At 47.6% G+C, this 12,770-nt stretch carries 9 protein-coding genes and 1 pseudogene; all 10 read right to left on the bottom strand.

What is annotated here, in order from left to right; translation table 11 throughout:
* Positions 1–26: 26 nt before the first annotated feature.
* Positions 27–1,106, bottom strand: coding sequence for a dihydrodipicolinate synthase family protein (locus ACXX53_RS02595; RefSeq protein WP_458567034.1), 1,080 nt, complete (start codon positions 1,104–1,106; stop codon positions 27–29).
* On the bottom strand, positions 1,106–2,122 hold the full coding sequence (locus ACXX53_RS02600) for an NAD-dependent epimerase/dehydratase family protein (RefSeq protein ID WP_458567035.1): 1,017 nt from the start codon (positions 2,120–2,122) through the stop codon (positions 1,106–1,108). The genes ACXX53_RS02595 and ACXX53_RS02600 overlap by 1 nt, the downstream gene beginning before the upstream one ends.
* Positions 2,123–2,250: 128 nt before the next feature.
* Positions 2,251–3,615 carry a hypothetical protein gene (locus ACXX53_RS02605; protein WP_458567036.1) on the bottom strand — a complete coding sequence of 455 codons (1,365 nt, stop codon included), beginning with the start codon at positions 3,613–3,615 and terminating at the stop codon, positions 2,251–2,253.
* Between the two features lie 79 nt (positions 3,616–3,694).
* Entirely contained in the window at positions 3,695–4,789 is a 1,095-nt protein-coding gene (gene serC, locus ACXX53_RS02610) for a 3-phosphoserine/phosphohydroxythreonine transaminase (protein WP_458567037.1), read from the bottom strand.
* Between the two features lie 227 nt (positions 4,790–5,016).
* Positions 5,017–6,441: a type I glutamate--ammonia ligase gene (gene glnA / locus ACXX53_RS02615; RefSeq protein ID WP_458567038.1), complete on the bottom strand. Its 1,425-nt coding sequence runs from the start codon at positions 6,439–6,441 to the stop codon at positions 5,017–5,019.
* 257 nt (positions 6,442–6,698) lie between these two features.
* Positions 6,699–7,640 (bottom strand): annotated as a pseudogene (aroF, locus tag ACXX53_RS02620) (3-deoxy-7-phosphoheptulonate synthase); the annotation flags it as partial.
* Positions 7,641–7,719: 79 nt separating this feature from the next.
* Positions 7,720–8,673, bottom strand: a complete 954-nt coding sequence (locus ACXX53_RS02625) for a 4-hydroxy-3-methylbut-2-enyl diphosphate reductase (RefSeq protein ID WP_458567039.1) — start codon at positions 8,671–8,673, stop codon at positions 7,720–7,722.
* A 56-nt stretch (positions 8,674–8,729) separates the two neighbouring features.
* Entirely contained in the window at positions 8,730–10,217 is a 1,488-nt protein-coding gene (locus tag ACXX53_RS02630; protein ID WP_458567040.1) for a sensor histidine kinase, read from the bottom strand.
* Positions 10,218–10,220: 3 nt separating this feature from the next.
* A complete protein-coding gene (locus tag ACXX53_RS02635) occupies positions 10,221–10,907 on the bottom strand; it encodes a response regulator transcription factor (protein ID WP_458567041.1) in 687 nt (228 codons plus the stop codon).
* A 121-nt stretch (positions 10,908–11,028) separates the two neighbouring features.
* Positions 11,029–12,645 carry a S1C family serine protease gene (locus ACXX53_RS02640; protein ID WP_458567042.1) on the bottom strand — a complete coding sequence of 539 codons (1,617 nt, stop codon included), beginning with the start codon at positions 12,643–12,645 and terminating at the stop codon, positions 11,029–11,031.
* Between the last annotated feature and the right edge of the window lie 125 nt (positions 12,646–12,770).

The raw sequence follows: 12,770 nt of genomic DNA on the forward strand, positions 1-12,770 counted from the left end.
ATGGGAATCAACTACTAATCATATTTTTACAAGGAAAGACCTGATTTCCAAGCTTGCAGATTCTTCGCTACGAATTCATCATCCGTGAGATGAGGATAATCGCGCGTTACTCGATCCAACTCCTCTGCTTGACCAGGGGACAGCGTCTCATTCGGATTCAAGCACCATGTCCCTTCCAGTATGCCTTGGCGGCGAAGGATCTCATGAATTCCTGGAATACAGCCATGGAAATCATGGCTAACATCAAACACAACTCCGTTGCTGTCTGTCAATTCCACATTTCGTGTCAGCCACTCTTCTGAAATACTTCCTGTCGCTCTTGCTGCCTTCAGCTCCTCAAGCATCTGAACCGCTTGATTCGTCCACACTGCCCACTGGCCAAGCAGACCGCCGACTATGCGTTTCTCTACCTGCTGTCCATTGATGTTGAAGCGGAACTTCGTGAGCAGATCGTTAATGATGTTGTCATCATTGCCTGTATAGAGCGCAATCTCATCACGACGGGACGAAGCACATACCGCGCGCACGACATCAATCGTTTGATAACGGTTGAATGGAGCCATCTTGATCGCCATAACACCCGGAATCTCAGCAAACTCACGCCAGAAGTCGAAGCTCAGTATTCGTCCGCCTACAGCAGGCTGTAGATAGAATCCGAATACCGGAATTTCCTCAGCCACCTTAGCCACATGGTTGATCAGCTGAGACTCACTCCAGCTTCCAAGACCGCCAAGGCTAAGTAGACCAGCGTCGTAGTTGTATGATACAGCTGTAGCCGCTTCACCCAAGGCTTGCTCCGTCGGGCCGCATATACCTGCTACTTTTAAGAAAGGACGGTCCAGCTTAGCTTGTGATATTTCTTCAGCCGCCAATTCCAGAACACGTTCATAGAGGCGATGCTTCGGATCACGAATTTCGAATTGTGTGGAGTGAACACCGATTGCGATACCGCCTGCTCCAGAAGCTGCGTAATAGCGAGTCAGCAAGCGCTGTCTAGCTTCATCTAATTGTCTATCCGCATTCAAGGCAAGCGGATGCGCTGGAATTGCAAGTCCTGCTTGCACTGCTTGTTTAAGTTCCGGGCTCCATTCTTTACGATTAGCCATTAGAATTTACCTCCTCGCTCTTGGAAGTGCGTCGGTTTGTTGATCGTTTCTCCATCAAGCGCTACCCACTTCGCCGTCCATTCGATCATCTGCTGCAGCGATACGCTAGGATAGCCGTATTCCTTCATACAAGCTGACGAGTTGTTAAGCAGCGCGTTCTCGGATTCAACGCCTTCGAACTTAGGCTCTATGCCCAAGAGCGCTCCCAACTGTTCTGCAGCGTAACGAACGGAGACAGTTTCCGGTCCCGTTACATTCAAGATTTGCGGCGGAGTATTGCAGCGAAGCAGTGCGCGCAGCGCAATCTCGTTCGCATCGCCTTGCCAGATGCAGTTGAAATGACCCATTGCCAGATTGATAGGACGCTGTTCCTTAATCGACTTCGCCAGCTCCAGCAGCACACCGTAGCGAAGATCAATCGCATAGTTCAAACGATACATCAGCATTGGCGTTTTGTTCGTCTTGCTAAAATGTTCAAAGACTCGTTCCCGACCAAGGCACGATTGAGCATACTCACCGAGCGGAGAAGGAGGCGTTTGTTCCGTTGCACCACCGTATGCGACTGGAAGGAACGGATATATATTTCCAGATGAGAATACAACAATGTTGGAATTGCGGAAACGTTCAGACACTCTGCCAGGCAAGTAGCTGTTCATCGCCCAAGTCAAGCTTTCGCTTCCCGTTGTACCGAATTTACGTCCAGCCATATAGACAATATTCTCAACATCAGGCAGTGACTTCAGGCCTTCATCATCAAGCAAGTCACAAGCGATGGTCTTAACTCCGATCTGTTCCAGCTGTTCTCTTAGTCCTGCTTCCGAGAAGCGAGAAACTCCATAAACCGTCTTGTTCGTTCCAGATGCTTCGATCGCTCTCACAGCCAATCTCGCCAAGTCCGGCCCCATCTTGCCGCCAACACCAAGCAGCATAATATCACCATTCAGTTTACGAATATCTTCTACTAAGCGAGATGATGGCTCAGACATCTTCTGTTCCAATTGTGCTAGCGTTTCCATTTCGTTTCCCTCCTGTTCATATCCGTCGCATCACTGCAATCGTTTTACAACTTCAGTGTAATAGACGCAATCATTTAAAGACAAATCTATTAATCGTCCATAAATAACAGGAAAAATACAAAATTGAACTATCTCATCGCATCATGCAGAAAGGAAAAACGGTAAATATTTTTAGGGCGTCCGCGCTCTACCTTCTCACTGCCGACGATGCTTACTAGATTCGCATCCATCCATTGCACTAGCAAACGATGCGCAGATCGAATCGTAATCGACAGGATAAAAGCCAGCTCGTGAACATCCATGTCGAGATGTCCTTTTCGCGACACATGCGCGATCAGCTTGCTTAGGTACACGCTGTTCATGCCTGCCTCATTAGCCGCGGCCATCAGTTCTACATCCGCAAGAGAGATCGTAGCCTCAAGCGGCATCGTCATCTCCAAAGGACCAACTATCGTTCTGTCTTCACGTACGATGTAACAGCCGTTTCCACCGGCTGATTGCGCGACATGCAGCGCTTGTCTGGCGTGGGTTCCACTTTCATTGGCCGATCGTCCGAATCCGATTCCAACACTTAACGTGATGCCTAGATCCCGAAACAGCTCCGGAGCTAATCCGAGAACCTTGTAGCCATGTGTTTGACGTTCAAATATGCCGCGTGTCGTAAAAAACAGATACTCCGCTCCACCCAGATGTGACATAGAGCCATCCAGCGACACCACATAATCCAATAGATGGCGGTATAGCTCCAATCTTAATCGCTGAACTTCATGCTCCGATCCAAGCTTAGCCAACACCTGATCCATCTTATCGACATGAATAAGTCCAACTGCGATTTGCGCTTCTTTGCTCTTTCTCGATTCCGTGGATAGGAGCGCTCGCTCTAATGCGACGACCAAATTCGCTTCAGTCGGAGCCAATACCGCATGCGGTATCGCCTTCTTCTCCAGTTGCCTCGAAACAGCATAATCAGAAGTAATCGCCGCTTGCACCTTTCCCGCTTCATAGAGTGCAATATGTGCATCTGCTGTTGCCTGCGCTGTCACCTTAGTTGACATCTCACCATCCGTTACACCAGACAACACGTGAAACTGATCTTCGTCAACCTCCAGCTCCTTTAACCGGCGCTTCAGCTTAGACTGTTCTTTAACATCAATCGAGATGATTTCGCCAGCATCTAGGACATGCCTCATCTGAAAGAGAGCCTGAACAAAGCCCGTGTCCGTTAACGTAATACCGTGAACGGGAATTGCAGACTTCGTAACCATTTGAATAGGCGCAAGCCAATCCGCTTCCAGTATCAGCAGCACCTCATTATGCTCCATCAAGCGCTCCGCATGCTGTATAGCCTCATGGATATCCTCCGCCAACTCCATTTCCGGACGAAATGTAGGAAATGCACGCAAAGCACCCGTCACTCGCTCCAGCATCGGCGGCGTTCCTATTATTCCAATTCCGATCTTGGTAGCTTCATCCTTCACGTTATAGTTAAGCATCTCTAATGCCTCCTTATAGAAAGAGCAACCACGCTTGGCTATATAAACCATAAACGAGGTTGCTCTCTACTATAACATATTAGCTATTGATTTGTTGGAAATGCTTCATAAATTGAGCTAAAGCTTCACAATTTTCATGTGGTACAGCATTATAAATAGATGCCCGCAGGCCGCCGACACTGCGATGACCTTTAAGACCGATAAAGCCTTCTTGCTCCGATGCTTTGATGAATGCTTTCTCCAGCTCCTCATTGGCAAGACGGAATGTGACGTTCATCCGGGAACGGCTGCCTGCTTCCGCAACTCCACGATAGAATCCAGAGCTGCCGTCGATCGCATTATACAGCACGTTCGCTTTCGCTTCATTCATCGCTTGTAATCCAGCAAGTCCACCGCGTTCTTTAATCCAATGCAGGACCTGATTCACCATGTAAATGGAGAATGATGGCGGCGTGTTATATAGGGAATTGTTCTTCTTATGGATGCTGTATCGCAGCATAGTCGGAATCGACTTCGGACTATCGGTCAACAGCTCGTCCTTCGCGATCACAACCGTAACGCCTGAAGGACCGAGGTTCTTCTGAGCGCCCGCATAGATCATGCCGAACTTCGAAACATCAACTGGACGGCTTAATATATCACTTGACATATCAGCGATTAACGGAGTATTTCCCGTGTCTGGATAGGTCTGAAATTGTGTGCCTTCAATGGTCTCATTGGAAGTAATATGAACATACGCCGCATCAGCGGGAATCTGATCGCAGCTCAGTTCAGGGATGCGTTTGTAGCTGTCCGCTTCAGAAGAGGCAATGATGGCTGTCTCGCCGATCAGCTTCGCTTCCTCAAGCGCTTTGTTAGCCCAGCTGCCTGTTTGTACGTAAGCGCCCACTGTGCTCGGCTTCAGCAAGTTCATCGGAATCATAGCGAACTGTGTGCTTGCTCCGCCTTGAAGGAATAAGATATCATAGCCATCCGGAATGGATAGAAGTTCTTTCAGCAATTCCTTCGCTTCATTATGAACTCCTTCATACACAGCACCGCGATGTGACATTTCCATAATAGACATGCCGTTACCTCGGAAATCAACGAACTCTGCCTGCGCAAGTTCCAACACTTCTAATGGAATTGCTGCAGGTCCCGCGTTAAAATTTAATGCTCGCTCTCCATGTGCCATTGCTCTCCCACCTTCGATTTCTAGTCAAGATTTATTCGTTATGATAACAGTTAATGCTAAGCTCTTCAAGCAGTTAACGTAAAAAAGCATCAAAAGTCCGCATTGAAAACACTTTCATCTAAAATAGTAATTTAGTATTACTCGATGCAGAAAAAAAGTGCCCGCATTCATCTGAATGCGGGTGACAAGATAAGGGAAAAACGAGAACCATCTGAACATGTTCAGAACTAACAATCGAAATAAAGGCTGTATTCCTGCGGATGAATGCGAATCGCTACAGATTTCGCTTCAGTACGCTTGACTGAAATATAGTTGGCTATGAAATCATCCGTAAACACGCCGCCTTCCGTTAAGAAGTCGTGGTTCGCTTCCAGCGCATCCAGCGCTTCTTCCAACGTGCCTGGCACACTGCGGATTTCTGCTTTCTCCGCATCGGATAGCTCATAAATATTTTTGTCGAATGGGCCGTATCCAAGTGCTGTTGGATCCAGCTTGCGCTTGATTCCATCTAAGCCAGCCATCAGCATAGCCGCAAATGCCAAGTACGGATTCGCAGTGGAGTCAGGCGTACGGAATTCGATTCGACAGCCTTTAGGCGTGACTGCAGCGACCGGAATACGAACCGCAGCCGAGCGGTTACCCTTGGAGAACACGAGATTTACTGGCGCTTCATAGCCTGGAACGAGACGTTTAAAGGAGTTCGTGCTCGGATTCGTCAGTGCGATCAGGGACGGAGCATGATACAGGATACCGCCGATATAGTGCATCGCGGTTTCACTTAGGTTCGCATAAGCCCCTTTTTCATAGAACAGAGGAGTGTCGCCATCGAAAATGGATTGGTGAACATGCATTCCGCTGCCGTTATCACCAAAGAGGGGCTTCGGCATAAAGGTAGCCACCTTGCCAAACATACGCGCTGTATTGTGTACGATATATTTATATTTCATCAGATTGTCTGCTGTAGCAGTCAACGTATCAAAGCGAAAATTAATCTCTGCTTGGCCTGCAGTCGCCACCTCATGATGATGACGCTCGATGCGCAAGCCTGCTTCTTGCAGCAAGCGGCACATCTCACTGCGTAGATCCTGCTGTGTATCAACTGGAGCAACCGGCACGTATCCACCCTTGGTGCGAATCTTGAATCCGAGGTTGCCGCCCTGTTCCTTGCGATTCGTATTCCAGGACGCTTCTTCGGAATCAACATAGAAGGAAGCGCTGTTCATCGTGTTCTCATAGCGAACATCGTCAAATATGAAGAACTCAGACTCTGGCGCGAAGAATGCTGTTGTACCTACGCCAGCCGTTTGCAGATACTCCTCCGCTCGCTGAGCGATGCTGCGAGGGTCACGCTCATAACGTTCTCCATCCGGCGTATAGATGTTGCACATCACGATCAGTGTCGCATGTGAGGTAAATGGATCCACATATGCCGTTTCAGTATCCGGCATCATCACCATGTCAGATTCTTCGATGCCTCTGAAGCCTGGAATGGAAGAACCGTCAAATGCTACTCCGTTCACAAATGTTTCTGCCTCAACCTCTGTGGCTGGCAATGTGATGTGATGTGCTTTTCCGCTTAGATCAACAAAGCGGAAATCAACAAACTCGATACTTTTCTCTTTAATAATAGTTAACACTTGGTCGATAGACATGCTAATTCCTCCCCATATCCGAACATTGTAACCACATCATCAGCCAAATGTTCCGTTTTGTAACTTTGTTAATCACATTATAAAACCATTTATTCGCACCGTCAATACTCATGTAAGGTATTTTTCTATCCAATGTCATGTTTCCTAACATAATATTTTTTTCAGCATAAATACTTTGTTTTATGGCTATGAATATATAACAAACAGCCGCCCCGCGACGAGTAATCCGCAGGACGGCTGTTATCTATTGCTATGATTTAGTTATTCCACGCTTCAAAGTAAGACGCATCTTCCTTATGCGTATTGAATTGACTGCCGCATATGGATGCTAACTGCTCTAGCTCTTTCAACAAGCGGGCGAATTGATCCGGGAATAAGGATTGCACACCATCACCTGTCATCGAATTATTAGGATCTGTATGCATCTCAATAATCAATCCATCCGCGCCCGCCGCAACCGATGCCTTCGCCATAGGCTCCACTAGCTCGCGTCGGCCAGTTCCGTGGCTTGGATCAGAAATGACAGGCAGATGCGTCAACTGTTTCATCGCTGGGATAGCAGCCAAGTCCAGCGTATTGCGCGTATAAGTCTCGAAAGTGCGAATGCCGCGCTCACAGAGCATTACGTTCGGATTGCCTCCAGCTAGAATGTACTCGGCAGCATTCAGCCACTCATCATATGTTGCGCTGAAGCCGCGCTTCAGTAGTACCGGGCGATTCGTTTGCCCCAGCTTGCGCAATAGATCAAAGTTCTGCATATTGCGGGTACCAACCTGCAGAATGTCAGCATACTCCGCACAGATATCAACATATTCAGGCGTCATGACCTCCGTTATCGTCAGCAATCCGTGTTTCTTGCCGGCATCCGCCATCATCTTCAGCCCTTCAACGCCTATCCCTTGGAAGCTGTAAGGTCCAGTCCGCGGTTTAAAGGCGCCTCCTCGCAGGATCTGTCCGCCTGCCGCTTTAACCAGACGAGCAATCTCGTCGATCTGCTCTGGCGACTCAACTGCACAAGGACCGCCCATGACGACAAGATTGCCGCCTCCGATGCGAACATCCCCAAGCTCAATAATTGTATCCTCAGGATGATAATCACGGCTCGCCAGTTTATATGATTTGGAAATCTTCACTACCTTCTCAATTCCTTTCATTTGCTGCAGATGCTCAACAACCGCAGGTTCTACATTGTCAATAACAAAGAACCAGCAGGATGAACACTTGTCTTGTACCCAAGCATCATCCTGCGGGTTCTTATTTTTCTTCAGACATCACAGCCTATTTATCGCCGGCTTTTGTACGTACAGCAGGAAGCAGCTTCTTCATATTCACAGTCCGAACCTTTTCCCAAGTAGACTCGTCCTCAGGATCATACTGCTCCAGGAAAGTAACAACTTCCTTCGTGATCGGTGTTGGAGTAGACGCGCCCGATGTGACACCTACAACCTTCACACCTTGCAGCCAGTCCAATTCCAGCTCAGACAAATCAGAGATTCGATGCGCCGGAACTCCCGCGATCTCTTCCGATACTTGAGCGAGACGATTCGAGTTGTTGCTGCGCGGGTCTCCAACTACGATAAGGAGATCACATTCTGAGGCTTGATCAGCAACAGCTTGCTGACGCAACTGGGTAGCCATACAGATCTCGTTATGAATCTCCGCGTGCGGATACTTGGCAATCAGCAGATTCATGATATTCTTAATATCCCATTGGCTCATCGTGGTCTGATTGGTAATGATGATCTTATCATTCTCTACGTCCAAGCCGCCAATCTCATCTTCCCGTTCTATTAAGTGCACCTTGTCCGGAGCGACGCCGATTGCGCCTTCTGGCTCAGGGTGACCTTTCTTGCCGATATAAATGATCTCGTACCCTTCAGCCGTCTTCTCACGAATTAGATCATGCGTACGAGTCACGTCTGGGCAAGTAGCATCAACCGTTGTCAGGCCTTTCTCGCGAGCTTTCTTCCGCACCTCCGGCGATACGCCGTGTGCTGTGAAGATTACGGTCCCTGACTCCACTTGATCTAATATATCCAACCGATTGGCACCGTCTAGCGTAATGATGCCCTCTTCTTCGAACGCATTTGTGACATGGCTGTTATGCACGATCATGCCAAGTATATATATTGGTCGCGGCAGGTCAAGATTACGGGCCGTCTGCTGAGCCATGACCATGGCATCCACAACACCGTAACAATAACCGCGCGGCGTTATCTTAATGACATTCATACACACACCTGCTTTCAATGGTAGTTCCCTAACATTTCGGGAGTACTGCCCTTCTATTATACGTCAATAATCTCAGTCACGTCGACCTGTACCAAAGGAAGCCAGATTAGAAATGTAGTTCCTTCCCCTGGCTTAGTAACAACCTCAACTGAACCCGAGTGCTCATCTATAATCCATTTTGCAATGGAAAGACCAAGTCCTGTACCCGAAGTTACACCGCGGGAGACATCTGCACGATAGAAGCGCTCGAAAATATACGGAACTTCTTGCTCATTCATCCCGATCCCCGTATCTTGAACACGAAGTCCAATCAGATTGTCTTCATGAATCGCGGTTAAGGTTACTTTGCCGCTTGGTGTATATTTAAACGCATTTTCAATAAAGATGAACAGCATCTGCTGCAAATAATCCTTATTGCCGTTGACATACAATCCTTCCAACTCAGTAAAGTCGTCAAATATCCAATCTGCCTTCCGCTGCAGGAATTGTGCTCGACGTACGACTTCCTCCACCAGCGGCTTAATTGCGACATTTTCCTTGTCCATCATATATCCCGCATCAGCTCGTGCCAGCGACAGCATATCGTTAACGAGGCGGCTCATTCGACGCGCTTCATCCGATATGTCCTGAAGTGCCTCCATGGACATTTCTTCCCGTTCCTGTTCCGTCAGCGGCGATGGCTCAGTATCCCTTACCGACATGCGCCTCAACAGATCCACATTACCGCGAATCGTGGTAAGCGGAGTTCGAAGCTCATGCGAAGCATCCGATACGAATCGGCGTTGGGCGCGATACGCTTCATCAAGCTCGTTATAGAATATTTCCATACGCTGCAGCATGTTATTGATCGTCTCCGTCAGCTGACCGATCTCATCCTCAGGCGGTCCTTCTCGCGGGATGCGCATGCTAAGATCAGCGCCCTTCTGAACACGATTCGTCGCACGTATTATATTCTCGATTGGCCGCAGCGTCTTCTGCGCTAAGAACAGACCTAGAGAGAAGGCCAATACGACTGTCATCACTGACGCTACGAACAAAATATCTCGCAGCGTGCGCAAGAACGAAGCCTGCGCCTCCGAAAACATGCCGACCTGAACGGCGCCGATCACAGTGGTCTCCTTCGTTAACGGATTCAGATATTCGATCGGTTCTTCGTAGATTAGAAACTCGCCCAGATCACCAATATTCTCACGGCGGAATCCTTCTATAATCTGCGATGGATTCTCTCGCTTGCCAAAGCTCAAATCCCAACCTTCCAGATTACTCGATTTGGTCGTTACGCCATTCGTAAAGTTGTAAATAAACATGTACAGATAGTCATCCGTTATGCGCTTGTTGTCGAAAGCGGAAAGGTCTAAATTCAGACCATTCTGAAAATCGACCGACATTTGTATGGATATTTTGTTCGCAGTTTTCGTAATGCGATCTTCCAAATCACCATACAGAGTACTATCCAGAAAGATGTAGATGGTTATACCGAATAATAACAGCATGCAAGCAACTAACGAAGAATACCATAATGTAAGACGGAGTCGAATTGACATACCTTATGATTCTCCTCTAAGCACATATCCTGTCCCACGAATCGTTTGTATGATCCGCTTGTCGCCAAACTCCTCCGTCTTCTGACGAAGCATAGCAATATATACCTCTAGAACATTCGATTCACCGCTGTAGTCAAACCCCCATATCTTCTCCATAATGACATCTCGCGGCAGCACCCGCTTCGGATTCTGCATAAACAGATGCAGCAGCTCAAACTCCTTCGCTGTCAGCTCAATATTATGCTCTCCGCGCTTAACCTCCCGTGTATGAAGATCAAGAAGCAAACCATCATATTCTAAGCGATGATTGCCATTATCACTCTCTGAGCGACGGCGCAGCAAGGCTCGTACGCGTGCTAACAGCTCTTCGAGAGCGAACGGCTTCACTAAGTAATCGTCTGCACCAATATCCAAGCCCTTAACACGGTCCTGCACTTCATCCTTAGCAGTCAGCATCAGCACAGGCACAGCACTGCCCGCTTCTCGCATACGCCGGCATACTTCCCAACCATCTACTTCAGGCATCATGACATCCAGAATCAGCAGATCCGGCTCGCGAACGATCATTTCCTTCAAGCCTTGCGATCCATTCGTCGCCGTATTCACTTCAAACCCTTCAAACACAAGCGCTCTTCGAAGCATGGATATTATTTTTTCATCATCATCAACGATAAGTATATAGGGGCGCATTTTTTATATGTCATCCTCTCTCAAATAGCTTCACTTGCTATTGTACCATCTTCGACACCATTTGCGAAAAAAAGAGCTGCCTCTCGGTCTACCCAAGAGACAGCTCCTCGTTTATATTGCATTATTGCTCAGTAGGTTGGAATTTGTTCTTGTCGCCGATCTTAACATCTACGTCAATGGATTTTTTGTTGCGCTCTACAGTTAATGTAATAGTATCGCCAACCTTCTTACTCTGCACCGCTTCGATTAGTTCTTCTTTCGTCGTGATCTTCTTGCCATCTACTTTGGTAATCACATCATAAGCTCGCAAATCTGCTTCATATGCTGGAGAACCGAACAAAACTTGGTATATAAGAGCTCCCTCTGTATTAGGAATGCCAATCTGGTTCGCGACATCTTCCGTCATCGTGTACAGAGTAGCACCAATGAATGGAACCGGTTCTTTTGGAATTTCCTTGTTCTCTTTCAGATTATCGACTACTTTTGTAATTGTGTTGGAAGGAATCGCGAATCCGATACCTTGCGCTTCCTTAGATACCGCAACGTTCATACCGATAACTTCACCATTCATGTTCAAGAGCGGTCCACCCGAGTTACCTGGGTTAATAGCAGCATCGGTCTGAAGCAGATCGTTGTAGGTCTTCACTTTACCGTTATCATTAACATCAATGGAACGGCCTTTAGCGCTCAACCAACCAGATGTTACACTATGGTCAAAGCCTGAAGGGTTACCAATCGCAACAACCTGTTCGCCTACTTCTGCTGCATCCGAATCGCCAAGGCTAACAGTAGGGAAGCCTTTACCATCTACTTTCAGAACAGCCAAGTCAAGCTCAGGGCTTCTGCCCAACACTTTTGCTGTCAGCGGCTTTTCATAGCCTTCGATCGTAACTTGTACAGCTTCGCCGCCTTCGATAACGTGATTATTCGTTAGGATGTAGCCATCCGATTCAAAGATGAAGCCTGTACCGATTCCAAGCGGCTGCAGCTTCTTGGAATCCTTCGGCTGCGACTCCTGATTGCCTCTGTCACCGTATGAATCACCGAAGAATTGACGGAAGAGCGGATCCTCCATCCACCACATGTTGCTCGAGTTATTGCTTGGAGTTGCAAATGTTTCGATCTTAACAACAGCAGGACTTGCTGACTTCACGACATCGGATACGGAGTTCATGGAATGAGCTCCCGATGAATTGTTGGATACCGTCTGCGCGGTCCCGTTCGCACCTCTTGCGGAATCTTGAGTACTTCCACCAGTAAATAGATTCGTGTAATCCGCCGTGAACATGAGGCCCGAGATTACGATCGCGCCAGCCAAGAAAGAAGCAACGATTGATTTGAAGGAAGCACCCTTCTTCTCATTGGAAGGTTTGAAATTCCATTTGCCTCCATCGGATGGAGCAGAGCCTCCATTGCCGCCAGCACCATTACCAGTTGCTCCGCCAGGTCCATAGTTAGCATAGCTTTGACGAGTCGTACTTGAGAAAGGCATTGGCTTTACGGGTGCAGGCTGCGTTACTTGAACGTCGCTCGCTTGACCGTTTCCATCTACAGAAGTAGTTGCTTGTGCTTCTCCGCCCTTACCGGACTGATATGGGCCATAAGCGAAATAGTGTGATTTAGTAGTTTCCGATTGATCTGTTTCCGTTGTGTTTGATGGATTAGTAGATTCAACACCATTCATTTGTGTATTGTTATCCTGATCAGATGTTGAGTATGATTTACGTTGGTCTTCCATGATGAACCCCTCCTGAGGAATGTATGTGAATTGAATGTATAAGTAATAACCTTATGTCTATATAATGAACCCCGAACCTTAATTCTACATTAAAATCATCATAAAACGTGATAAATGATGAGATC

It is taken from the genome of Paenibacillus marinisediminis, assembly GCF_054343325.1.

Excerpts from the sequence above, each read along its gene's own strand:
- ACXX53_RS02635 (WP_458567041.1), bottom strand. The coding sequence starts at position 10,907 with ATGCGCCCCTATATACTTATCGTTGATGATGATGAAAAAATAATATCC.
- ACXX53_RS02600 (WP_458567035.1), bottom strand. The coding sequence starts at position 2,122 with ATGGAAACGCTAGCACAATTGGAACAGAAGATGTCTGAGCCATCATCT.
- ACXX53_RS02630 (WP_458567040.1), bottom strand. The coding sequence starts at position 10,217 with ATGTCAATTCGACTCCGTCTTACATTATGGTATTCTTCGTTAGTTGCT.
- serC (WP_458567037.1), bottom strand. The coding sequence starts at position 4,789 with ATGGCACATGGAGAGCGAGCATTAAATTTTAACGCGGGACCTGCAGCA.
- ACXX53_RS02605 (WP_458567036.1), bottom strand. The coding sequence starts at position 3,615 with ATGCTTAACTATAACGTGAAGGATGAAGCTACCAAGATCGGAATTGGA.
- ACXX53_RS02640 (WP_458567042.1), bottom strand. The coding sequence starts at position 12,645 with ATGGAAGACCAACGTAAATCATACTCAACATCTGATCAGGATAACAAT.
- ACXX53_RS02625 (WP_458567039.1), bottom strand. The coding sequence starts at position 8,673 with ATGAATGTCATTAAGATAACGCCGCGCGGTTATTGTTACGGTGTTGTG.
- ACXX53_RS02595 (WP_458567034.1), bottom strand. The coding sequence starts at position 1,106 with ATGGCTAATCGTAAAGAATGGAGCCCGGAACTTAAACAAGCAGTGCAA.
- glnA (WP_458567038.1), bottom strand. The coding sequence starts at position 6,441 with ATGTCTATCGACCAAGTGTTAACTATTATTAAAGAGAAAAGTATCGAG.